Annotated in this window: 20 protein-coding genes and 1 tRNA gene; 11 read left to right on the top strand and 10 right to left on the bottom strand. The window is 39.6% G+C overall.

The genetic code is table 11. The features are described 5' to 3' along the window. A partial coding sequence (locus ABI367_RS04820) for a cation transporting ATPase C-terminal domain-containing protein (RefSeq protein ID WP_462226885.1) occupies positions 1–484 on the top strand: 484 nt, incomplete at its 5' end. A gap of 124 nt (positions 485–608) precedes the next feature. On the opposite strand, the gene ABI367_RS04815 is transcribed toward ABI367_RS04820, so the two are convergent. Then, positions 609–695, bottom strand: a tRNA-Ser gene (locus ABI367_RS04815). A 169-nt stretch (positions 696–864) separates the two neighbouring features. Further along, complete coding sequence (locus ABI367_RS04810) at positions 865–2,931, bottom strand: HD family phosphohydrolase (RefSeq protein ID WP_462226883.1); 2,067 nt, start codon at positions 2,929–2,931, stop codon at positions 865–867. Positions 2,932–3,110: 179 nt separating this feature from the next. On the opposite strand from ABI367_RS04810, the gene ABI367_RS04805 reads away from it, so the two are divergent. The 5 genes from ABI367_RS04805 to ABI367_RS04785 all read left to right on the top strand — a co-directional run bounded on the left by ABI367_RS04805 (position 3,111) and on the right by ABI367_RS04785 (position 8,523). Continuing rightward, positions 3,111–4,028, top strand: a complete 918-nt coding sequence (locus ABI367_RS04805; RefSeq protein ID WP_462226881.1) for a hypothetical protein — start codon at positions 3,111–3,113, stop codon at positions 4,026–4,028. Positions 4,029–4,099: 71 nt separating this feature from the next. Then, positions 4,100–5,590, top strand: coding sequence for a POT family MFS transporter (locus ABI367_RS04800; RefSeq protein ID WP_462226879.1), 1,491 nt, complete (start codon positions 4,100–4,102; stop codon positions 5,588–5,590). Positions 5,591–5,703: 113 nt separating this feature from the next. Further along, the gene (locus tag ABI367_RS04795) at positions 5,704–6,435 is read left to right on the top strand and encodes a polyprenol monophosphomannose synthase (RefSeq protein WP_462226877.1); all 732 of its coding nucleotides are present in this window, start codon (positions 5,704–5,706) and stop codon (positions 6,433–6,435) included. Positions 6,436–6,574: 139 nt separating this feature from the next. Next, positions 6,575–7,597: a Holliday junction branch migration DNA helicase RuvB gene (ruvB, locus tag ABI367_RS04790; RefSeq protein ID WP_462226875.1), complete on the top strand. Its 1,023-nt coding sequence runs from the start codon at positions 6,575–6,577 to the stop codon at positions 7,595–7,597. A 98-nt stretch (positions 7,598–7,695) separates the two neighbouring features. Further along, the gene (locus ABI367_RS04785; RefSeq protein WP_462226873.1) at positions 7,696–8,523 is read left to right on the top strand and encodes a polysaccharide deacetylase family protein; all 828 of its coding nucleotides are present in this window, start codon (positions 7,696–7,698) and stop codon (positions 8,521–8,523) included. Between the two features lie 90 nt (positions 8,524–8,613). On the opposite strand, the gene ABI367_RS04780 is transcribed toward ABI367_RS04785, so the two are convergent. Then, positions 8,614–8,820 carry a hypothetical protein gene (locus tag ABI367_RS04780; protein ID WP_462226871.1) on the bottom strand — a complete coding sequence of 69 codons (207 nt, stop codon included), beginning with the start codon at positions 8,818–8,820 and terminating at the stop codon, positions 8,614–8,616. Between the two features lie 96 nt (positions 8,821–8,916). Between ABI367_RS04780 and queG the strand changes: the two genes are divergently transcribed. After that, positions 8,917–9,852 carry a tRNA epoxyqueuosine(34) reductase QueG gene (gene queG / locus ABI367_RS04775; RefSeq protein WP_462226869.1) on the top strand — a complete coding sequence of 312 codons (936 nt, stop codon included), beginning with the start codon at positions 8,917–8,919 and terminating at the stop codon, positions 9,850–9,852. A 113-nt stretch (positions 9,853–9,965) separates the two neighbouring features. Here queG and ABI367_RS04770 read toward each other — a convergent pair whose 3' ends face one another. Beyond that, positions 9,966–10,976: an exonuclease domain-containing protein gene (locus ABI367_RS04770; protein WP_462226867.1), complete on the bottom strand. Its 1,011-nt coding sequence runs from the start codon at positions 10,974–10,976 to the stop codon at positions 9,966–9,968. Between the two features lie 92 nt (positions 10,977–11,068). Here ABI367_RS04770 and ABI367_RS04765 point away from each other — a divergent pair, with 92 nt between their 5' ends. Then, a complete protein-coding gene (locus tag ABI367_RS04765; RefSeq protein WP_462226865.1) occupies positions 11,069–13,039 on the top strand; it encodes a DUF3857 domain-containing protein in 1,971 nt (656 codons plus the stop codon). A gap of 3 nt (positions 13,040–13,042) precedes the next feature. Then, the gene (locus tag ABI367_RS04760; RefSeq protein WP_462226863.1) at positions 13,043–14,953 is read left to right on the top strand and encodes a DUF3857 domain-containing protein; all 1,911 of its coding nucleotides are present in this window, start codon (positions 13,043–13,045) and stop codon (positions 14,951–14,953) included. Between the two features lie 164 nt (positions 14,954–15,117). Here ABI367_RS04760 and ABI367_RS04755 read toward each other — a convergent pair whose 3' ends face one another. From ABI367_RS04755 to ABI367_RS04745, 3 genes are all read right to left on the bottom strand, one after another. Beyond that, a complete protein-coding gene (locus tag ABI367_RS04755; protein ID WP_462226862.1) occupies positions 15,118–15,690 on the bottom strand; it encodes a C40 family peptidase in 573 nt (190 codons plus the stop codon). Positions 15,691–15,832: 142 nt separating this feature from the next. Beyond that, on the bottom strand, positions 15,833–18,439 hold the full coding sequence (gene mutS / locus ABI367_RS04750; RefSeq protein WP_462226860.1) for a DNA mismatch repair protein MutS: 2,607 nt from the start codon (positions 18,437–18,439) through the stop codon (positions 15,833–15,835). A gap of 81 nt (positions 18,440–18,520) precedes the next feature. Then, a complete protein-coding gene (locus tag ABI367_RS04745; RefSeq protein WP_462226858.1) occupies positions 18,521–19,204 on the bottom strand; it encodes a heme exporter protein CcmB in 684 nt (227 codons plus the stop codon). A gap of 456 nt (positions 19,205–19,660) precedes the next feature. Between ABI367_RS04745 and ABI367_RS04740 the strand changes: the two genes are divergently transcribed. After that, complete coding sequence (locus ABI367_RS04740; protein ID WP_462226856.1) at positions 19,661–20,560, top strand: S41 family peptidase; 900 nt, start codon at positions 19,661–19,663, stop codon at positions 20,558–20,560. Between the two features lie 83 nt (positions 20,561–20,643). Next, the gene (locus ABI367_RS04735; RefSeq protein ID WP_462226854.1) at positions 20,644–21,129 is read left to right on the top strand and encodes a methylated-DNA--[protein]-cysteine S-methyltransferase; all 486 of its coding nucleotides are present in this window, start codon (positions 20,644–20,646) and stop codon (positions 21,127–21,129) included. Positions 21,130–21,174: 45 nt separating this feature from the next. On the opposite strand, the gene ABI367_RS04730 is transcribed toward ABI367_RS04735, so the two are convergent. The 3 genes from ABI367_RS04730 to ABI367_RS04720 form a co-directional block, all read right to left on the bottom strand. Then, a complete protein-coding gene (locus tag ABI367_RS04730; protein ID WP_462226852.1) occupies positions 21,175–21,762 on the bottom strand; it encodes a chemotaxis protein CheB in 588 nt (195 codons plus the stop codon). Continuing rightward, the gene (locus ABI367_RS04725; protein WP_462226850.1) at positions 21,752–22,582 is read right to left on the bottom strand and encodes a CheR family methyltransferase; all 831 of its coding nucleotides are present in this window, start codon (positions 22,580–22,582) and stop codon (positions 21,752–21,754) included. The genes ABI367_RS04730 and ABI367_RS04725 overlap by 11 nt, the downstream gene beginning before the upstream one ends. Position 22,583: 1 nt before the next feature. Next, positions 22,584–25,207: response regulator (locus ABI367_RS04720; RefSeq protein ID WP_462226848.1), on the bottom strand; the 2,624-nt coding region annotated here is incomplete at its 5' end.

The following is a 25,207-nucleotide window of genomic DNA, read 5'->3' as shown; positions in this document are numbered from 1 at the left end:
AGCCGGCGACACAGTAGATGAAACACAACTAGCTTTGCCACAACGCTGGGACATGGCTTTTATACGACGTTTTATGGTAACTTTCGGTCTATTAAGTTCCGTTTTTGATTTCCTTACATTCGGCTGTCTGCTGTTGATCTTTCGAGCTAACGAGCAGGAATTTCAAACTGGTTGGTTTACCGAGTCCGTAATTTCCGCTGTAGTTATTGTGTTAGTGGTACGTACCCGTCAAGCATTTTTTCGTAGCAAACCAAGCCGGGGGCTATTGTTGGCCAGTCTTGCTATTATCATTACAGTCTGCCTTATCCCATTCTCACCACTTTCAACCTGGTTTAATTTCACCCATCTGCCTTTACCAATTTATGGCTGGACAACGCTAATAATAGCGGCTTATGTAATTTTGGCCGATTTGGTTAAACAGTGGTTTTACAAAGATTTTAATCGTCGAATGGCCAAACGCGCATTTGTCAGGCGACAAATTTAGCACAGTGTTAGTGATAAGTTTTTTTAAAGGATAACCCTTCTTGTTATTTGATGTTTTGGGTTAAAACAAAAAAACCTACAAATCAACGATCTGTAGGTTTTTTTAGTATTAAGTTACCAATTTGCGGTGAGGGAGGGATTCGAACCCTCGGTACAGTTTCCCGTACGTCAGTTTAGCAAACTGATCCTTTCGGCCTCTCAGGCACCTCACCTTTAATAAAAATAAACTTTCCCTTTTTTTAGGGACTGCAAATATAGCAATTAGCCTAAGCCATCAAAAAAAATTATTTTAAATGTTGTAAGCGATTGAAAATGTTGTGAATAAATATAAAAATCAACCTTTTTAACACTTAAAACCTCTTATAACCACTTCAACTTTACCTAATAATCCATCCTAACATGATAAATGCTCATCAGCATCCGTTTAAATATGGCTTTAATAGTTTCAATGTCCTTTAGGGTAATATCACTGTCTTTCAGCTGGTTTTGATCAAGCTTGTATTTTACAATACGGTCCACAAGCGCGCTTATTGATTTTTCGTCGGGTTGTTTTAATGATCGGGATGCTGCCTCAACCGAGTCGGCCAGCATTAAAACACCGGTTTCTTTGGTAAAAGGTATGGGACCCGGATACCTGAAAATATTTTCATTGATAAATTTTTCAGGAAAGTTTTTCAGGAACGACTGGTAAAAATAATCAACCCGGGTATCGCCGTGGTGGGTACGTATAAAGTTGATAACAATTTCGGGCAAATTGGCCTTATGCGCCATCTCAATACCTTTACTTACGTGCCTTATAATAATTTGAGCGCTTTCTTCATAAGGCAGTTTATCATGCGGGTTAAACCCGGATATCTGGTTCTCTATAAAAAATAATGGGTTTTCCATTTTGCCTATATCATGATACAGGGCCCCTGCCCTAACCAGCAATGCATTACCCCCAATAGCATATATGGCGTTTTCGGCCAGGTTGGCAACCTGCAGTGAGTGCTGGAAGGTACCCGGCGCAGTAAATGCCATTTCGCGCAATAAAGGGGCATTGGTATTGGTTAGCTCAATTAGGGTAATGTCTGAGGTAAGTGCAAACATCTTCTCAAACAGGTAAATAAGCGGGTAAGCCAGCAACGTTAGCAATACGCTTACCACAAAAGGTACAAAGTCAAGCCAGTCTATATTTCCAAAGCTGCCCTCGCGTATCAATAATATACCTAAAAATGACGCCAGGTAGGTAAACGTAATAATAGCTGCTGATAGAAGGAACTGCTCGCGCCGTATAAGGTTTTTGATACTGTAAATAGATACCATGCCAGCGGTTATCTCTAAAAAGGCAAATTCAAAACTATTGGGCACAAAAAAACCGGCAATAAGCACCACCAGCAAATGTATATTAAGCGCCAAACGCGTATCAAACAAAATACGAATGATAATAGGTACTATACAATATGGGATATAATATAAATTAGGCAGTTGTAATTTTATAGCCATTGAAAGGGTGAACAGCATGGCTGTTATTACCAATAAAATAAGGCTAACCAAACGGTTATCATTATAAATATCGCGTCTAAACAGGTATAAAAATATCATGAGCAGGGCGATGGAAATTGCTACTAATATACTTTGGCCAAGCAATACCAACTTGTAATCGCCGTTTATGCGCGAATTATCTTCAAAAGCTTTTTTGTACGATTGCAGTTTTTGGTATACGTCATCATTAACAACGGATCCTTTGGCTACAATGATGTCGCCTTTTTGCACCATCCCACGTGTTAATGATAAATCTTCCAGCGCTTCCTTTTCTAAACGGTTGGTTAAACGATCATCATAAACCAAATTAACCTCTATGTGGCTTTGCAGCAAGTCAAGCAAAAAAACTTTATCAATACCAGTATGGTTGCTTAATTCGGCATTGCAGTAAGCTAAGGCTTTTTCCTTGGTATAAATATCGGCTGTATTTTTAGCTGTAGCTACATTTTTATCCAGTATGGTTATATCATAATTCTCAGTATTTTGCTGGTATTTTGGGTTAAGCGATAAAACACCTGTAGCGTAGATATTATTTATCAAGGTGTTGCCAGTTGTAATATAACGTTCTTTTAAACGGTCATCAATTCCGGCAGTATGCCACTTTATTTCCAGGTCACTTTTAAACCCATCCAACATTTGCTTATTTACCCCGGGTTGAAGTTGGTATACGGGGGTAACGCCAGCCAGTACAGCTTTCTTATCACTTTCAAGCTCGGTTGGGGTTTTTAATATGGCAAAATTGTATGGCGATATCAGGTCCTTTTGATTCCATATACGGCCTTTTTCAATTTCGTAACTAAACTTAGTTTGTTTGGGCAAGGCGTAAACAATTACGCCAATGCTAACTATCATCATTAAAAACTTAACATTGCGGGCATATTTGCGCAATAAAGCCTTTTGGCGCGAAGGAGAAAGTGTTGCCATTTAGTAATTTAACCGTTCAAAATTAATATAAGTTTCGGTTATATTGATTTTTACTTATGTATTGGGCATAATTATTATGCGAGCATAGTAATACAGATTAAAAATATACTTTTGCTGCGTATTTTTTAATTTAGTATGGTACTTATAATTGTTTTTCAAAAAATACGTTATTGGCTTAAATGAAAAAATTACTGTTAATCGGTTTGTTATTGTTGGCACTACCCCTGCTGCTGCTGGCACAACACACCAGCCCAAGCGCTAACACTAAACAGCTTAACAATTATCAGGATAGCTTAAATACTCTGGGTAAAATATTTGTAAACAACGAAAATGATCTGGAACGCAAAAACGCCAATTATCAGTTTATAAAAACCCTGGTTAGCGCGCTAAAGGTGCCCAATTCATTTCAGTTCCCTTTTGATTCGGTAAAAAGTGTAAGTATTTTAAAATCACCAGATAATAAATTCAGGATTTTTAGCTGGCCCATTGTTAATGATGACGGCAGTTATCGTTTTTACGGTGCCATACAAATGAATACCGGCGGTCCGTTAAAAATATTTCCCTTAGAGGATTATACGCCATTACTACAGCACCCCGAAGACTCTGTGACCGATAACCGCAAATGGTACGGGGCCGAATATTATAAAATTATACCGGTTAATAGCAGTAATCCTTACTATGTTTTATTAGGCTGGAAGGGGAATACGGTAAAATCTACCAAAAAGGTAATTGAGGTACTATCATTTAAAAATGATAAAATGCAATTGGGCATGCCTGTATTTAATGAAAAAGGCAAAAGCAGAAAAAGGATTATATTTGAATACACCCGACAGGCATCTATGTTGCTGCGTTATGTGCCCGAGCAAAACCTGATAGTTTTTGATAACCTTGCCCCTCCTGATAAAAAATTAAAAGACAAGCCCGATACCTATGGTCCCGACCTCACCTATAACGGCTACCGCCTTAGAAACGGCAAATGGGAATATGTTGACAACCTGGATATGAGGAATGTTGCCGATGCGCACGATGCTGATTATATTGATCCTAAAAATGACCCGGATAAAGCCCAACGCGCATCCGCAAAAAAGAACAATTAATCTTTGTTACTTACCACAAAATTAATTTATAACATAATAATAGTATTTTAGAGAAACTTTAAATAATATTTATGGCTAATGACACTACTGTAGCAGCTCCCATTGAACCAAAATATCCAAGAAGTATTCCATTTATTATTGGGAATGAAGCTGCCGAGCGTTTTAGCTTTTATGGTATGCGGTCAATATTGGTGACGTTTTTGGTTGCACAGTTTTACAACCCAACGCATAACCCTGCACTTACTACAGCCGCCGAGGCACATGCCAATGAGAGCACACATTTTTTTGTAGCATTAGCTTATACGCTTCCATTTATCGGTGGGTTAGTTGCCGACTGGTTTACCGGCAAGTACAAGATCATCCTGTATATATCAATGGTTTATTGTGTGGGGCACTTGTTTTTAGCCTTATTTGACACTAATTTAACCGGGTTTACATCCGGGTTAGTTTTAATAGCTATAGGCGCGGGTGGTATAAAGTCGTGCGTATCAGCCAACGTAGGCGATCAGTTTGACAAGAGCAATGAGAGCCTGCTTTCAAAAGTATATGGATGGTTTTATTTTAGCATTAACGCAGGTTCTATTATATCAACTATATTAATTCCATGGATATATGAAACTTATGGTGCCAAATGGGCATTCGGCATACCTGGTTTTTTAATGGCATTAGCTACCATTATTTTCTTTTCGGGCCGTAAAATGTATGTGCGTGTGCCACCATCGGGCATTAATCGTAACAACTTCGTATTTATATCTGCTTATGCCTTAATGAACATGGGCAAAAGGAAACAAGGTCAATCTATTTTAGATGTCGCTAAAGAAAATTTCGACCCGCAAAAAGTAGAGGGGGTAAAAGCGGTATACCGTGTAATTGCTGTATTTGTATTTGCATTTGCTTTTTGGGCCGTTTGGGATCAAAACCTGTCTGAATGGGTGTTACAGGCCGCTAAAATGGACAGGACCATAAATTTGGGCTTTTATAAATTTACCATGCTGCCGGGCCAGGTACAAACCTTTAATCCTGTATTCTTATTAATATTTATACCTGTGTTTAATTACTGGGTATATCCTTATTTTGATAAGATAGGTCTTAAAACAACGCCATTAAGGCGCTTAGGGGCAGGCTTAGTGCTTACTGCTTTATCATTTATTATAATAGCACTAATACAAATGCGTGTTGATGCCGGCACTACCCCATCTATTTGGTGGCAAATATTTGCTTACGTTATTTTATCAGCGGCTGAAGTATTGGTTTCCATTACCGGCCTGGAATATGCTTACACACATTCGCCAAAATCAATGAAAAGCACCATGAGTGCTATCTGGCTGTTAGTAATAGCTTTAGGTAATACATTTACTGCTTTAATTAACAGCAATATTTCATCTGGCGGCTTATTGTCAAAGCATTTGCAGGGGGCTAATTATTATTGGTTTTTTGTTGGTATAGTGCTAATTTTTACCGTGTTATTCATGCTGGTATCTCCACGATTAAAAGAACGCAGTTATATAGCCGAACCTGATGATGAAGTAATTAACGAAGCCGGCGCCAAAACAAATAATTAAAATACATAAATTATACTTAAATATATATTGCAGCCGTTACCATTTTAATTTTATATCAACAGTATTTCTGTTATTTTAGCCAACTACATTTATCTTTAATCAAAAATATTTAAGTGCCTGATAGCATAGTCATAATACCTACTTACAACGAAAAGGAAAACATCGAACGGATGATTCGTAAGGTATTTTCTTTACCTCACAACTTTCATTTATTAATCATTGACGATGGCTCGCCTGATGGTACCGCCATTATTGTAAAAGAGCTGCAAAATGAATATGCCGACAAACTTTTTATAGTGGAGCGCGCAGGTAAACAGGGTTTGGGTACAGCTTATATCCATGGTTTTAAATGGGCCATTGAAAAGCAGTACGACTATATTTTTGAGATGGATGCCGATTTTTCGCACAACCCTGATGATCTTATAAAATTAAAAGATGCTTGCGTAAATGGTGCAGATATGTCTGTAGGCTCACGGTATGTAAATGGGGTTAACGTAGTAAACTGGCCCATGAGTAGGGTATTGATGAGCTATTTTGCATCTGTTTATGTACGTTTTATAACAGGTGTAAAAATACAGGATTTTACTGCCGGCTTTGTTTGCTATAAACGCAAAGTATTACAAACCGTGGAACTAAACAAGATAAAATTTGTAGGCTATGCCTTCCAAATAGAAATGAAATACACTACCGTTAAACACGGCTTTAATCTGGTAGAGGTGCCTATCATTTTCACTGATCGTACCGCGGGTGCTTCAAAAATGTCAAAAGGCATATTTAAAGAAGCCATTTTAGGCGTCATACAAATGAAGATCAATAGTATTTTCAGGAAATATCCGGAAGGATAGTGATTAGTTAATGGGTGATTAGAGATTAGTCCTATCGATTATGATTATCCGTTAAATAACTAATCACTAATCTCCACTCTCTGATCACTAAATTTAAACTAATCACCAATCTCTAATCACTAATCACTAAATTCGTGTAATGAATGAGCATCTTGATCCCGATGGTGAAAACCTATCCCCTGTTGAGCGTGACATAGAAAAAGTATTACGCCCGCAGGCTTTTGAGGATTTTACCGGTCAGCATAAAATATTAGCCAACATCCGGATATTTGTACAGGCGGCCCGCCAACGTGGCGAGGCGCTTGACCATGTTTTGTTGCATGGCCCCCCAGGCTTAGGTAAAACTACCCTGTCGCATATTATTGCTAACGAGATGGGTGTTGGTATTAAAATAACATCCGGACCTGTATTAGACAAACCCGGCGATCTTGCCGGACTACTTACCAACCTGGAAACCGGCGACATTTTATTTATTGACGAGATACACCGTTTAAGCCCACTTGTTGAAGAGTATTTATACTCGGCTATGGAAGATTTTAAAATTGATATAATGCTGGAGAGCGGCCCTAACGCGCGTTCAGTGCAGATATCATTAAACCCATTTACTCTGGTTGGGGCTACTACCCGCTCAGGCTTGTTAACTGCGCCTTTAAGGGCTCGGTTTGGCATTAATTCAAGGCTTGAGTATTACGACGCTAAACTACTAACCACTATTGTTTTAAGGTCGGCAGCTATATTAAAAACGCCTATAAGTGATGAAGGTGCTTACGAAATTGCCCGCCGCAGCCGTGGTACACCACGTATAGCCAACGCACTACTGCGCCGTACGCGTGATTTTGCCCAGATAAAAGGCGACGGTAATATTGATACCGCCATAGCCAAATATGCGCTTAACGCCTTAAATGTTGATGAGCATGGTTTGGACGAAATGGACAACAAGATATTGCTTACTATTATTGAAAAGTTTAAAGGTGGTCCGGTAGGTTTAAAAACAATAGCAACCGCCGTTGGCGAAGAAGAAGGCACCATTGAAGAGGTTTACGAACCCTTTTTAATTCAGGAAGGCTTTTTAATGCGCACTGCACGTGGCCGCGAAGCTACTGAAAGCGCTTATAAACATTTAGGAAAAATTAAAACAGGCGGCAACCCTTCGCTGTTCTAAAAATAACGCACTATTATTTTATAATTACAATTATTTTCCTGCTGAAATATATTATTTTAGATACCGTTAATAATAGCATAAACACCCCAATTATAACCATGTATAAACAACTTACCACCCTGCTATTTGCAGGTATTTCGAGTATTATTTTAAGCCAACCGGCATCGGCACAAAATGCAGCCGCTATTATGGCGCGTAAGCAAGTACCCGTATTATGCTATCACCAGATACGCGATTGGAAAGCTACCGATTCAAAAACAGCTAAAGATTATATTATCCCTATTGCAGCATTTAAACAACATATTAAAATGCTGCATGACAGTGGCTACCACACCATTTTGCCCGACCAGTTATATGATTATTTAACCAAAGGCGCTGCCCTGCCCAGCAAACCTATTATGTTGACCTTTGATGATACTGATCTTGATCAGTTTACCATTGCCGCGCCCGAGCTGAAAAAATACGGCTATAAAGCAGTGTATTTTATCATGACCGTATCGCTTGGCCGCCCGCGTTACATGACAACTGATCAGGTTAAACAATTATCAGACGCCGGCAACGTTATTGCCAGCCATACCTGGGATCACCATCGTTTTGACAGGCTATCGCATACCTCATCATTAAAGATCATTGGTAAAAATGGCAAAATTACTTTGCGCCCAACGGATGACTGGGTTACCCAATTAGATAAACCAACCAAAAAGCTGGAAGAAATTACCGGCAAACCAATAAAATACTTTGCTTTCCCTTTTGGTATATGGAACGCTGCAAATTTACCCGAGCTGCATAAACGCGGGTTTAAAATAGCATTCCAACTTGCTGATAAACGCGATGCTAATGATCCGTTAATGACTGTTAGAAGGATATTGGACAGTGGCTACTGGACTACCAAAAACTTAAGTAATAGCATAAAGGGTAGCTTTTAGCCCCCTAACCCCCTGAAGGGGGAACGATAGTTTGATAGAAAGTCGCTTTAGAAGTTTAAAGCGACTTTTTTTGTGCTCCAGATTCCCCCTTTAAGGGGTTAGGGGGGTATCGTCCTCTGTTTGCACGGGTGCTGGGTCGCCATCATTGCCGGGCGTTACTGTTGGTATCTCTTTAGCTACTTCTGCTTCAGGCTCAGGGTGCTTATTAGCTTCATCGGCGTGATCAGTATTGGTTACAGAGTTATCATCATTGGTGATACTCTCGTCTTTCGGGCTATTATTTTCAATGGTTTCCATAGTAATGCGCTTTTTTATTACAACAACTATTTCACAGGTGCTGTTTTATAAATCGGTGTCAAAATTGTTCAAGCTTGATTTTCTTATCTTTGCAATATGCAATCGCAGTTATCAGCATATAGCCAACTCATTAAAACCGAGGCCAAAAACCTGGGCTTTATGTTTTGCGGTATTGCCAAAGCTGAGTTTTTAGAAGAGGAAGCCCCACGCCTGGAAAACTGGCTGAACAAAAACATGCATGGCGAGATGCAGTACATGGAAAACCATTTTGATAAGCGGCTTGACCCGCGCCTGCTGGTTGATGATGCCAAGTCGGTTATATCATTGGGCGTAAATTATTATACAGAAAATCAGCAGACCGACCCGCTTGCACCCAAGATATCGAAGTACGCTTATGGCATTGATTACCACAGCATTATTAAAGATAAACTAAAGCAACTATTACAGGTAATTAACGAAAAAATAGGCGAAGTTGGTGGTCGCGCATTTGTGGATTCGGCACCGGTGCTTGACAGGGCCTGGGCTCAAAAAAGCGGCATGGGCTGGATAGGAAAAAACACCAACCTCATTAACAAACAAACAGGCTCGTTCTTTTTTTTGGCCGAACTGATTATTGACCTGGAACTGGAATATGATATTGAACCCACGGCCGACCATTGCGGCACCTGCACCCGCTGTATTGACGCCTGCCCTACCGATGCCATAGTTGGACCCTATGTGGTTGATGGCAGCAGATGTATTTCTTACCTTACTATTGAGCTTAAAAACGAGATACCGCAGGAGTTTAAAGGCAAAATGGATAACTGGATGTTTGGCTGCGATATTTGTCAGGATGTTTGCCCCTGGAACCGCTTTTCCATACTGCATACTGAACCTGCTTTTGAGCCTCATCCCGAATTGCTTGGTTTAAACCGCAAAGACCTTGAAGAGATTACCGAAGATGTTTTTAAAAAAGTATTTAAAAACTCGGCGGTTAAACGCGCTAAGTTCAGCGGGTTGAAACGGAATATTGATTTTTTGAGAGAACATTGATTAAAAAAACCGGTGTCCTTTCGACGAGGAACAAGAAGAAATCTATACATGGGCAAGATACCCACCTGCATGTATATAGATATCTCACTATGTTCGGGATGACAATTTAATTTTTATCCCTTCTTAAACTTATCTGCCAACAACTTCAACATATCCTCGTTAACAGGTGCCGCGGGTTCTTCCTTCTTTTTAAAAGGCTTGTTTTCGTAAGGTTTGTTATAAGGTTTATGTGGTTGTGCTTTGGGTGCATCTGCTTTAGCAACAGGTTGCTCAACAGGTTTTGGTTGTATTGGCTTAGCCACCTGCCGTTCGGCCTGCTTTTTGGCATTCCAACGACTGTGTATTTCTTCCAGTTTGCGCTTGGTGTACAACGGGAAATCGCCCTGCATCATCCAGGAGTAATAACTTGGCTCTACGCTAAGCACATCTTCAACACGCTTGCCTTTGTGTTTACCAAAGTTAAACACCTCTTCGCCCTGCTCATTATAGGCCATACGGCCCGCAAAATCAACCGGGCGATTGATATTGGTAAACTTATGCAACCCTTCTACATCATTTACAACAGGTATACTGCGGTTGCCTTTTTTATCTTCCCATTCCTGGTTTTCATATCGGGCTATTTGTGCAAGCAATACTTCCATAGTGGCGCGAGTATCAGCCTCGGCACTATGCGCATTTACAATTTGCTTATCGCAATAAAACTGGTAAGCAGCCTTTAAAGTACGCTGTTCCATTTGGTGAAATATATTCTGCACATCAACAAAATGCCGTTTATCCAGATCAAACACCACACCCGCCCGTAAAAACTCCTCCATCAGCATGGGTATATCAAACTTATTTGAGTTAAAACCTGCCAAATCACTATCGCCCAAAAACTCTGCCACGGATTGTGCTATATTTTTAAACACCGGCTCATCCTTAATATCCTCGTCATATATACCATGTATCAATGAGGCTTCCAACGGAATTGACATTTCAGGGTGTACGCGCCAGGTTTTAACCTCTTCTAATCCATCCGGGTGCAGTTTTATAATAGATATTTCTACAATACGATCGGCACCAACGTTTACTCCTGTAGCTTCAAGGTCAAAAAAAGCCAGTGGGCGTTTTAAATTAAGTTTCATTTATATAATTATATAGCAGTTGGTAAAGGTGGTAAAAAGTTTCAGCAGATTAAATTTTTAATTAAATTTAACGCACCTAACAATACCTTATAATGAGAAATATACTTTTCTGCTTCTTACTACTGTCTTCTCTATACGCTGAGGCTCAGGATTTTCCTTACGGCGAAATCACCCAAAAAGACATTGATCTAAAAAAATATGAAAAAGACACCTCTGCACATGCCGTGGTTTTAGCGGAGTTTGGAAAATGCCAGATACTTGCGCAGGAGCAAACTACCCCATTAGATTTTGAATATCACGTAAAAATAAAAATCTTGGATAGCAAGGCTTTAGACAAAGGTAATGTAGAAATATTGTTTCGTGTGGGCGATAGCTACCATTTTGATAAGATTACGGATATAACCGGTATAACTTACAATCTGGCCGAAAATGGCCGTATTGAAAAAACCGAACTTGACCCTCAAAAAATTTATACAACTAATGAAAATAAATATTGGAATAAAATAACATTTGCTATGCCTAATGCTAAAAGCGGCAGCATCATTGAATATAAATACAAACTTGAATCGCCCTATTTAATAAACTTTAAATCATGGGAGTTTCAATCCGATATCCCCAAAATATATTCAGAATACGAGGTACATATACCCGCGTACTACCGCTATAATGTATTAATACGGGGTCCGTTAAAACTGAGCAAAAACCCATCCGAGGTTGAAAAAGATTGCTTTGATTTTCATGGTTTTAAGTGCGATTGTTCAAAAATAACCTATGCCATAAATGATGTGCCTGCATTTATTGAAGAAGATTACATGACGGCCAAAAAGAATTTTTTGTCGGCAATGTATTTTGAACTGTCTGAATATGCTGACTTTGGTGCTAATGGAGTTTCCAAAAAGTTAAGCAAGGAATGGAAAGACGTTGACTATGAACTTAAGCACGATGAATCTTTTGGTAACCAGATAAAGCGGAAGGATATGCTAAAAGACGTTATTATGCCAGTAATTGCCAATAAAACAACCGAGTTAGATAAAGCCGAGGCCATATATGCTTATATACAAAAAAACATTAAGTGGAACCAATTCTACTCCATGTCAACAGATGTGGGTGTAAAAAAAGCACTTGATAAGCATACCGGAACGGTAGCCGATGTTAACCTGGCACTAGTTAGCGCGTTAAATGCCGGTGGAATTAATACTGATGTGGTAATGCTATCAACACGTGATCATGGAGTAGTTAATAAACTGTATCCCGTTATTACTGAATTTGATTATGTTATTGCCCGTGCAACCATTGGCAATAAAACATACCTATTAGATGCAACCGACCCCCTGCTTGGTTTTGGTATGCTGCCAGTTAGATGCCTTAATGACCAGGGGCGCGTAATGAGTTTGGATAAACCTTCATTTTGGACGGATTTAAACACTGGTCAAAAAGAAAAGACCACCACCCTGGTTGAAGTTACTTTACAGGAAAACGGCAAATTAAAAGGTACAATTACCCGCTATTCAAGCGATTACTCGGCTTATTTAAGGCGAAGGGCTATTAAAAAATTTAATACCGTAGATGAATATGTTGAGGATCTGGACGAGAAGATGCCTAAAATGAAGATATTAAAATCAGAGGTCACTAACATCGATAGCCTGGATAAGCCCTTAGCCGAAAAATATGAAGTGGAAATAGATGCCTTTAAAGATTTGAACAATACACGGTTTACCTTTAATCCGTATTTACTTGACAGGGTAACAACTAATCCGTTTAAATTAACCGAAAGAAATTACCCGGTTGATATGGGAGTGCCGTCAGAAAACACTTTTTTATTAAATATGAACCTGCCCGAAGGCTACACAATTGAAAACGCGCCACAAAACGCTACATTCGTAATGCCTGACAAGGGTGGTAAATTTTCGATCGCTTATAGTGGCACAGGTAATTCATTTAATTTTTCGCACATAACTCAATTTAATAAACCTATTTACGATGTTAATGAATATCCCGCTTTAAAAGAGCTATACAACAAGATCATTCTTTCAGAAAAAGCCGAAATGGTATTCAAAAAATAAGTTATGAGAAGATCGGTATTGTTGTTTTTGTTAATTATTTATAGCGGGGCTAGTATAGCGCAGATAAATTATCGCGCAGATTTAATATCAAAAGACCTTCTGCCCTACGCAAGCGCGATTATCAGAAACAAAGAAGTAACTATACAGGTTGCCGATTTAAACAGTACCATTTATCACATTAAAACTGCTATAACCGTTTTAAATAAAAATGGCGATAATTTGGCCCGTATTGTTATATGGCACAATAAAAGCAATAACATTAAATATGTAAAAGGGCTGATTTATGATGAGTATGGTAAGCAAACCAGCAAATTTTCTGAAAGTAATTTTGATGATGTCAGCGCCGCTAATGATTTTTCGCTTTTTGAAGATTCAAGGGTAAAACATTATAGTCCCCCTGTTACAAGCTATCCTTATACTATTGAATATGAGTATGAATTGCGCTCCAAACAAACATTAAATTTTGACAGCTGGAAACCTATTAACCAACTCGGGTTAGCTATAGAGAAAAGCTCATTCACCTTTATCTGCAAGCCCGATTTTAAAATAAAATATAAAGAAATCAATCTTCTAAACAAGGCGGTAATTACTATCAACGGCGAGGGGCTTAAAACCTATTCATGGCAAGTTAATAACGTCAAAGCCATAAAAGATGAGCCTTACAGTCCAAACCCCGAAACCTATTTGGGTAGTGTAAAAATTGCCCCCGAAAATTTTTCGTACGAAGGTATAAAAGGGTCATTTACTAATTGGAACGAATTAGGGAAATGGACATATGATAAACTATTACTGAACAGGGATATGCTATCCGCCGAAACAAAGGCACATATAATTGATATAACCAAAGATATAGCAGACGCAAAAGAGAAAGCCCGTAAAATTTATGAGTATATGCAACAAAAAACCAGGTATATAAGCATACAAATAGGCATAGGTGGCTATCAACCCTTTATAGCTGACGAGGTGGATAAGTTAGGTTATGGCGATTGCAAGGGTTTGGTAAATTACACGCAGGCTTTACTTAAAGTAGCCGGTATTGAATCTTACTATTGTGTAGTTGAGGCCGGCAATGAAAAAAGGAGTATGCTGCCCGATTTTGCCAGTATGGATCAGGGCAACCATGTCATTTTATGTGTACCCTTTAAAAACGATACAACCTGGCTGGAATGTACCAGTCAAAAAATACCTTTTGGGTTTTTAGGTGACTTTACTGACGATCGCACTGTTTTAGCCTGCACACCCCAAGGGGGCAAACTGCTACATACCCCCCGTTACCTGCCACAGGCAAATTTGCAAATACGTAAAGCAAAATTTAATATTAGCGCAACGGGCGAATTATCGGGTGATATGCAAACTACTTTTGAAGGCACGCAATATGATAATCGTGAAGAATTTATGGGCGAATCATCTATTGAACAGGAAAAGCTATTGAAAAAGATATATCCTATAAACAATCTTGACATTGGGAAATTTATGTTTAAGCAGGATAAGAGCAGCAAACCGGTTACTACAGAGACCGTATCACTTGTTGCACGCGACTATGCTTCGGTTAATAACAATAAGCTTTATTTTTTAATTAATTCGGTAAATCGCAGAACAGGCGTACCGCGGGAAATAAGAAACCGCACCACATCCGTTTATTTAAATGACGGCTACACCGACGAAGATGAGATAAGCTATACCCTACCCAAGGGTTATCATTTTGAAAAACTGCCTCTAAACTTAAACGTTGAAAAACCGTTTGGCACTTATCAGGCCACCATGGTTTTAAAGGGTAACGTGTTGACCTATAAACGAAGGATAGCCATAATTGATGGCACGTATGATAAAAGCGCTTATCAGGACCTGATTGATTTTTACCAAACAGTAGTTGAGGCTGATAATTATAATACCATACTGGTTAAAAACAATTAACTAAATATCCAGATGCCTAATATAATGCCAAGTATCATAATGACATATAATAATATCTCAGTACTTGCGTAGCGTTTATATTTTGTCCAGAAAGAATAGTCTTGTTTGGGCTTGGTCATGTTAAAAGCAAAATTATTGAATTATTTGCGTTTAACCGCATTAAATTATTCGGCTTGCGAAGAAACCATAGGCGTATCAATAATTGACCCCGCGCGAGAAAAATATTTATACATTGATGGGCTATGCAGCCTGACTATCATCACCCCTTTTGTTGAACTGGCATGTACTACATAACCATTTTGCAGGTAAACACCTACATGGCTAAATGGCTTGCCATCAAAGTCAAAAAATACCAGGTCGCCTTCTTTCAGTTCATCCTCGTATTTACGTTTTATAACGTTTACCTGCTGGCTGGTCATCCTGGGGATATTAATACCGTACACTTGTTGTTCAAGCAACTGGGCCAGTCCGGAGCAATCAATACCCTCCTTATCTAAACCGCCAAATTTATAGGGCGTACCCATCCACTGGTCAATAAAGCTATATAGCCTGCCGTTTTGAATATCGCGTTTATCAACCGCCATCAATTGCGAATATTTATCGGCAATATCAGCCTGGGGTTTTACAATTTCACCGGGTTCGCCTTTTAATACCGCTTTTTTTGAATGGCAGGACGACAATACAATCGCGGCAGCAAAAAATAACAGGTACAGCTTATTGAAGCGGTTTAATTTCATAGTATAAAAATAGTTGTAAGGATATTAAAAAGGCTTGTGATGTTTTTAACATATCCACAATATCCGACATCGAACATCCGAAACGGCGAAGCCCTCTTGAACACCTTTAAAAAACAAATAACGCGAAAAATCCGAAATCACCCTACCCTTTTATCACCCGCTGTATCTCGTCAAGCTTCATTAACGCCTCTACAGGGGTTAGGGTATTTACGTCAAGGTTATTCAGGGTATCGCGTATTTTAACCAGCACCGGGTCGTCAATACTGAACATTTGCATTTGCACGGCCTGCTTTTGCACCTTGCGGATACTATCCTTAATATGCTCGCCGCCGGTACGTTCGTGTTCCAGTTTTTTTAATATTTCGTTGGCGCGGCTCAATACTTTTTGAGGCATACCGGCCAGTTTAGCTACATGTATACCAAAGCTATGCTCGCTGCCGCCGGGCATCAGCTTACGCAAAAATATGATCTGGTTACCAACCTCCTTAACCGTTACATTAAAGTTTTTAATGCGGTTAAAGGAATTACTTAACTCGTTCAATTCGTGGTAATGCGTAGCAAAAAGTGTTTTCGCTTTTGCGGATGGATGGTTGTGCAGATACTCGGCTATTGACCAGGCTATGGATATACCATCGTAAGTAGATGTACCACGACCTATTTCGTCCAACAATATCAAACTACGGTCTGATAAGTTATTGAGTATACTGGCCGTCTCGTTCATCTCCACCATAAAGGTCGATTCGCCTGACGATAAGTTGTCTGATGCACCAACCCGGGTAAATATCTTATCAACCAAACCAATATCCGCAGCTTTTGCGGGCACAAAACACCCCATTTGCGCCATTAATACAATTAACCCGGTTTGCCTTAACAAGGCCGATTTACCTGCCATATTGGGCCCGGTTATAATAATGATCTGCTGTGTTTCCGAATCCAGATAAACATCATTGGTGATATATTCCTCGCCCAATGGCAGGTTCTTCTCAATAACCGGGTGACGCCCCCCCTTAATATCAATTACCTTACTATCATTAATATGAGGTTTAGCGTAATAGTTTTTAATGGAGATGGTGGCAAAGTTAAGCAGCACATCCAGCCGCGCTATCAATTGCGCGTTTAGCTGCACAGGCTTAATATATTCAGCTAATGAGTATAGCAGGTCATTGTATAGCTTAGTTTCCAGCGCTAGTATTTTTTCTTCAGCGCCTAATATCTGCTCTTCGTATTCCTTAAGCTCGGGGGTAATGTAACGCTCGGCATTTACCAGGGTTTGCTTGCGTATCCATTCGGTTGGTACTTTATCCCGATGGCTATGCGTAACCTCCAAATAATACCCAAATACATTGTTAAATGACACTTTAAGTGATGGTATGCCGGTAGCTTCAGCCTCGCGTTTTTGTATCTCTAATAAATAACCCTTACCGCCAAAAGCTATTTTACGCAAACGGTCCAGTTCTTCGTTTATCCCCTCATTGATCACCCCGCCCTTTACCAGCATTACCGGTGGCTCGGGATTTAGTTCCTTTTCTATTTTTTCGCTAATAAGCGTACAAGGGTTTAATTGTTCGCCAATAGCTTTCAAAGGGTTATTATCCGAACTCTCGGCCAGCTTTTTAATGGCATCAATAGCTGTTAAAGCTTTTTTAAGTTGGCAAACCTCGCGCGGGTTTGCTTTTTGCAAACCTATTTTTGATATCAGCCTTTCCAGATCGCCTATCTGGCGTATTTGTTGCAGTAAGTCTTCCCTTAGTTCTTCGTTCGCTATGAGGTACTCAACCACCCCCAGCCTATCGTTAATGGGTTTAAGCTCCTTTAATGGCATCACTATCCACCTGCGCAGTAAACGCGCGCCCATTGGCGAACAGGTATGGTCAAGCACATCAACCAGCGTCATGGCATTTTCATTAGCCGAGCCTACCAGTTCAAGGTTACGTACGCTGTAACGGTCAAGCCATAGGTAGCGATCCTCCTCTATCCGGCTTATAGCCGATATATGCTGCAGGTTACGGTGTTCGGTCTCATTCAAATAATGCAGTGCTACCCCTGCGGCTACAATACCCAGGTTAAGCCGGTCAATACCAAATCCTTTTAGCGACTGCACGCCGAAATGTTTTAATAGGGTTTCATTAGCATAATCGCCACTGTAGGGCCAATCATCAAGCGTATAGGTATAAAAGCGGTCGCCGTAAAGGCCCTTAAAATCGGCCTGCCTGCTTTTGGGGTATATGATCTCGCTGGGGTTAAAGCTTTGCAGCAGTTTATCAATATAATCGCTGTTGCCCTGGGCGGTTAAAAACTCGCCTGTTGAAATATCTATCAAAGCTATGCCAATACTATTCTTCTCAAAATACAGCGATGCCAGGTAGTTATTACTTTTTTGATGAAGGATGTTATCATTGGTAGCAACACCCGGCGTAACCAACTCGGTAACACCGCGTTTTACAATAGTTTTGGTGGTTTTGGGATCCTCCAGCTGGTCGCAAATGGCTACACGCTGCCCGGCACGCACCAGCTTGGGCAAATAGGTTTCTATCGAGTGATGCGGGAAACCGGCCAATTCAATATGCGTTGCCGCGCCGTTGGCCCTGCGGGTAAGCGTAATGCCTAAAATACCCGCTGCTTTAATAGCATCCTCGCCAAAGGTTTCATAAAAATCCCCAACACGAAAAAGCAACAACGCACCAGGGTATTTAGCCTTGATGGTATTGTATTGCTGCATTAAGGGGGTTTCTTTAGCGTCTTTTGCCAAGCGGGTTATTAGTTTTTAATGATGGTAAAGTTAATGTATTAGCACTTGATTAAACAGGCTCAAATTAAAATATTAATCCGGTCAGTCGCGCCATAAATAAGGGAATAACAACAAGGCTGTTGCAACTACTATAACGTTAATAGCACACAAAACGCCAATGTTACCATAACTGAGGCTACGCTCTACCCCATCCATTGCGCTTTTGCTAAGGCGGATAAGTATCAATATAACCGGTATAACCACCGGGAAGCTTAATATAGACATCAGCGTGCCATTATTGCCCGCCTTTGAGGCAATGGCCGATATCATGGTAAACGTGGTTGAAAAACTTATGCTGCCCAATATAACAGCTGTGAAATATAGTAGCAGGTCGCCGATAGTATTAGGGAAGAACAGCAGGTACGCCACCAAAGCCAGTAAACTTAATAAAGACATAAGCAGCATATTATATATGGTTTTTGACAAGATAATGGCCTGCGGACTTGCAATGGTATAATAATAAAGCAACCGCCCCCGGCTCTCCTGCATAAAGCTTTTGGCAATGGCGTTAACAGACGCAAAAAGAATAATAATCCAAAACAACACGTTCCATACTATTTTATAGCCGTTGCTGCCGGCAAAACCGGGCGTAAGACTAAAGGATATAAAGCATATAAATATAGTAGACACCACATACAGCAATACACCATTAAAGGCATACTTTGAGCGCCACTCCAGCACAATTTCCTTTTTTAGAAGGAACAAGGTTTCGTCAACGAGTTTCATCGGATGGTAAAGGTAATACTTTTTGCCTTTGTTGCTGTTACACGCGTGGATGTAACAACGTGTAACACTATTTTCAAGTAAGTTATTAAAAATAAGCATTTTGCAAAAAAATATGTAACAGTGTGTAACAACTTATTTGCCAGGATTTTTGACCTTAAATAAGGGATTGTAATTTGATTATCAATTAGTTATTTTATAGCTTATCTCATATCTTTCTTTAATTATAACGGGACGAAAGCAGCCAAAATTCTGTTTAAAACATTATATAACTATCTACTTTTTACCTAATTTACCAACGCTATAAACCAACCTTTTATGAAATGGCCTCATTATAAACACACCCATAATTTACTTTTTCTTGTTATAAGCGTTTTTATTTTTCAATGTTCGCCTGTTTCTGCGCAAGTATTTAAAAACAAAAAAGTTAAGTTTTTAATAGATACCACTATAACTATCATGCAAAATAATGCTGTTAATTCAAAGTTGCTAAACTGGAATAATACAAAAAAGACAGCCTATGAACAAGCTATAAACTTGAATACACCTTATGAAATGGGCAACGTTATGCGGAATATTCTTAAATCACTTAACGATTATCATGGTTCAGTTTTTTATCGCGACAGCACTTTTAAATGGCCGGGTAAGGTAATAGAAACAACGGATAGCATGAAGGCAGAATGGAAAAAGGGTGTTAAAATAAAAACAAAAATATTAACTGATAAAATTGGCTATTTACGCATTCCTTCCATGTCTACTTCTACAAAAACAGCATCAGATAGTGTGGCCCAAACGCTTAACGACAGTTTGAGTACTTTACTAAAGCATAATATAAAAGGTATTGTACTTGATTTGAGGCTAAATGGCGGTGGCTCTATGGTTCCGATGATATTAGGCGTAAGTCAACTTATTCAACCGGGTAAAATAGGATCTTTTATAGATCAAACGAACCAGGATTGGATTATAAAAGACAACCAATTTTACTTTGGCACAGAAGTGCAGGCGGCTATAACACCAAAGTTTATGGTTAATGCTGTAAATATTCCCGTGGTTATATTAACCAGCCCTGTAACAGGGAGTTCTGCTGAGTTTTTTATAATCGCCTTTAAAGGGCGAAAAAATACTGTTTTGTTAGGCTCAAACACAGCGGGGTATACAACTGCTGTAAAAGGTATTAAAATAGATGATTCATCATATATTTATTTATCAACGGGATACGCTAAAGACCGTAACGGAAAAGAATATAAAGATGATATTAAAGCAGATATTCCTTTGGCTGCTGTAGACGAATTTAACAATATTACAGCCGATAGTAAAGTTAATGCTGCAATAAAGTGGCTCAGGTCACATACTAAATAATCTGGTATATTATCAAGACCATTAAATTTGTATAGCGTTAAGTCACTAATCTTTAATCTTCAACAACTAATCTTTAACAAAAAATGCCCATCGCCTATTACCGCACCCCAGTTGGTATTGCCAAAATTATTGAGGAAGATGGTTATATAAGCGTCATTACAGTGAGTGAAGAGGAAGTTGCCATCGATGCGCCGCCATCAACACTATTAAAAAAAGCTATTAAGCAATTAGACGAATATTTTGCGGGCGAAAGGAAAATATTTGATCTGCCGTTAAAGCAATCGGGCACTGATTTTCAGCAAACCGTTTGGCAGCAACTACAGCATATTGATTACGGTACCACCATTAGCTATGCCCAGCTATCAGACCGGATGAAAAGCCCGCTGGCCATTCGCGCCATAGCGGCGGCAAACGGTAAAAACAGTTTGTGGATAGTGGTACCCTGCCACCGGGTTATAGGTTCGGATGGTAGTTTAACAGGCTATGCGGGTGGTTTGTGGCGCAAGCAATGGTTGCTTGACCACGAAGCCGCAACACTTGGCGTGGGGCAAATTAAAATGCCTTTTTAACAGCCAAAGTTAATTTGACGACATTTTCGTGTAATTGATGAAGTATTACGTTTTTAACAGTTGAAAAATATCCTTAGTATCCAGCACGTAGTCGGCAGCTTTTAAATCAATTGCGGCCTGAGGCATTTCGGGCATTTCTGCTTCAGCCGGGTTTTGAACAATAGTTAAAGCTCCGCTATTTCGCAACGTAAGTAATCCTTGCGCCCCATCCTGATTGGCCCCCGAAAAAAGTACCGCGGTACACCGGTCTTTATAAACTTCGGCGGCGCTTTCAAAGCTCACATCAATTGACGGTTTTGAGTACCAAACCGCATCTGATACGTCAAGACTAAAACATTTTTCTTTTTCAATGAGAGTATGATAATTTGCAGGAGCTATATAAATTGTTTCTTTATCTATAACGTCCTTATCGTTCACCTCTTTAAGCAGCATGCGGCTATTTTCGGCAAACAAATTTTCAAGGTCGCTAAAAAAGTTTTTTTTTCGATGGATGATGATCAGCACCGCTTTATTAAGATTGGATGGTACATTTTGAACAATAGTGAAAATTGGTTTCAATGACCCGGCCGAACCGCCGAGCAGCAGCAATTCTGATTTTTGCCAGCGCTGTATAATATCCTGATTAAGAGCCAATTTTTTGATATATATTTTCTTTCAGATTGATAGCTTTAAACTTCTTTCTGAAATAATCAGACCGTATGGTTTCCTTTGTACCCAGGCATAAAAAACCAAGTGGTGCAAGGCTTTTATAAAACAGGTCAAGTATACGTTCCTGTAGCTTTATTTCGAAATAAATAAACACATTGCGGCAACTTATCAACTGAAACTCATTAAAAACCCCGTCAGACACGAGGTTGTGTACCGAGAATAACGTATTTTGTTTCAATTCGTTATGTATGCTTGCGGCATCATACAATACAGTAAAATGATCAATGATAGAGCCGCTTAAACCCGAAAGCTGGTAATTTTCGGCATAACTTTTTATTTTGCGCAGGCTGTAAATACCTTTGCGCGCTTCATTGAGCATTTCGGTATTTATATCTGTGCCGTAAATGAATGATTTTTTTCGCAAACCGGCCTCATTTAATAATATCATCAATGAGTAAACCTCTTCGCCCGACGAGCAACCCGCGCACCATATTTTTGTATGCTGATAGGATGATAAATAGGGAATAACCTGGTTGTTTAGTGCCTTGTAAAACGTCGGGTCGCGAAACATTTCGGTAACGTTAACCGTAATTTCCTCTAAAAACATCTGAAAAAAAGCCGGGTCATTTATCAATACATGTTTCAGGTCATAAAAGCTTAATTTCTTCTGCTGCATTACTCTTAACAACCGGCGTTTAAGCGATGCCTTTGAATAATCTGAAAAATCAAAACCATAGATACTTTTTACCAGATCTATCAGCTCATGTAGCTCATTTACGGTTAATGATCCGGGGATGTCAAGCATACTATTTTTCCAGCCATAATTGCATCAATGCCAGCAGCCTGTCCATATCAACCGGTTTGGTTATATAATCGTTAGCACCGGCTTCAATACATTTTTCGCGGTCGTCCATCATTGCCTTGGCAGTTAGGGCAATAACCGGAAGCCTTGCCCATTTGGTTTGTTTACGTATTTGCCGTGTGGCTTCATACCCATCCATTTTGGGCATCATAATATCCATCAGTACAATATCAATATCGGTTATTTCTTCTAATTTGGCCAGGGCCTCTTCGCCATCGCCGGCTACCTCAACATTCATATCATAGCTTTGCAGTGCACTGCTCAAAGCGAAGATATTTCGCATATCATCATCAACTATTAATACTTTTTTTCCTTTGATACCGTCTTTGCCTGCCGTCATAATACTGTTTTTATTTGTACTTGCTTTTATACTATTCGTAGTTTCATTTATCTTATTTAAAAACAGATTTACTTCGTCAATTAACCTGTCTGACGATTTATTTGTCTTAACCACCATCGCGTTAGCATATTTCATTAACCTGCTTACCGATGTTTTATCCAGTTCCATAGCGGTATTTACAATTACAGGTAATGATGCAAAGCGCTCCTCTTCTTTTATTTTATCCAACAGGTCCAGCCCCGAAATATCAGGCAGGTTCAAATCTAATATCACACATTGGTAGTCATTTTCATGCAACATACGAAATGCAGACTCACCATCAAAAGCCTGACTAACAGTTATCCCATTATGCTGCATCATCTCTTTCAATGCCTGACTTTGCGCCTGGTGATCTTCAACTAATAATATCTGTGTAAATTTCGCGCCACTTTGTACCATGATGTCGCCAAACAACTTATCTAATGTGGCAACATCTATTGGCTTTTTAAGGAAACTTATAGCGCCCTCTTTAAGCACCTTCTTCTCGGCAGCATCCCCGGCCGACATTAGATGTACAGGTATATCAGCCGTTTCGGGTAGTTTTTTTAACTCTTTTAATATTTGCCAGCCATCTTTACCGGGCAGCATAATATCCAGTATTACCGCGTCAGGTAAGTTTTGTTTAATAATATCAACCGCATTACTGCCTTCATGTACCATAATTGATTTATAGCCATGGTCGCGCGCGTAATCCTGTAATATGTCTGAAAAATTTTTATCATCCTCTACAATAACAACCAATGGGTCGCGGTCCGGATGGACGGGTCTTTTTGCCGACTTCAAAAATTCGGCCGGTGTAACAACGGTTTCGGCATTTGGTAAAACAGTATTATCTTGTATAATAACCTGTTTGGCCTCTAATGGCAGGGTGAGTATAAATTCGCTGCCCCCGCCCGGTATACTTGTTAATGATATATGCCCACCTAATAAAGCCGCAAGTTCGCGACTTATTGAAAGCCCCAGTCCCGTACCACCATATTTACGGCTGGTTGAGCCATCGGCCTGTTGAAATGCCTCGAAAATAACTTTTTGTTTATCAGCAGGTATGCCAATACCGGTATCTTTTATACAAAAATCAATAGTGGCACCTTTACCTTTAACCACATTTACGGCTATTGAACCACCTTCGGGGGTAAATTTAAACGCGTTTGATAACAGGTTTTTTATAACCTGTTCAACCCTTAACTTATCTGTATATAATGAAGGTTTTACATTTTCGGCAATGCTGTTGGTATAGTTAATATTTTTATTAGCAGCCACTTCTGCAAACAGGCTTTCCATATCGCCCAATATATCGGCTATATCAATATGCTCATTTTGCATATCTAGTTTACCCGATTCAATTTTAGATAGATCAAGAATATCGTTTATCAGCGTTAACAGGTCATTACCCGCATTAAATATTACACTGGCATATTTTATCTGATCTTCACTCAGGTTTGCCGGCTTATTGTCGCGTAAAATACGGGCCAGTACCAGTATGCTATTTAGCGGCGTACGCAGTTCATGACTCATATTAGCTAAAAACTCCGATTTATACTTACCGGTGGTTTCCAGTTCCTGTACTTTAGCATTAATGGCCATGCGGGCTTCTTCAATAGCCTGATTTTTTTCTTCCAACAAGCTGGCTTTCTCTTCCAGTTCGGCATTAATGGTTCTCAGTTCTTCCTGTTGTACACGTAACTCTTCTTCTGATGCCTGCAACATTTCTGTTTTGTTCATCAGTTCTTCGTTGGTAACGCGCATTTCTTCCTGTTGTGCTTCCAGTTCTTCGGCCTGCTGCTGGGTTTCCTCAAACAAGTCGTGCATAATAGTACGCGCTTGTGAGGTGTTCACGGCTATACCAATATCATTTGCAACAAGTAAAATATATTCTTTAACCTGCTCAGGCACTTCGTTACGGAAACCAACCTCAAGCACACCTTTCAATTTCTTATCAAAAAAGAAAGGAACGATGAATGTTTCTATCAGTTCATCCTCTAAAATAGATGAGCCCAACTGCAGTTTATCATTCAGTTTGCCTTTTACAACAGCGGCCCTTTCATCTTTAGCAGCCTGGCCTATCCAACCTTCGGAGATACGGATAGATTGTTTTATAGCAGATGGGTCGTTAAAAGCGTATGAGGCATACAGATTAAGTTTTTCTTCGTTCTCATCAAGCAGGTAAAAAGTGCCGATAACCGCGTTGG

This window comes from Mucilaginibacter sp., from assembly GCF_039935595.1.
Taxonomy (GTDB): domain Bacteria; phylum Bacteroidota; class Bacteroidia; order Sphingobacteriales; family Sphingobacteriaceae; genus Mucilaginibacter.
Note: the sequence above shows the minus strand (reverse complement) of the source record. Positions and strands in the feature narration are given on the sequence as shown.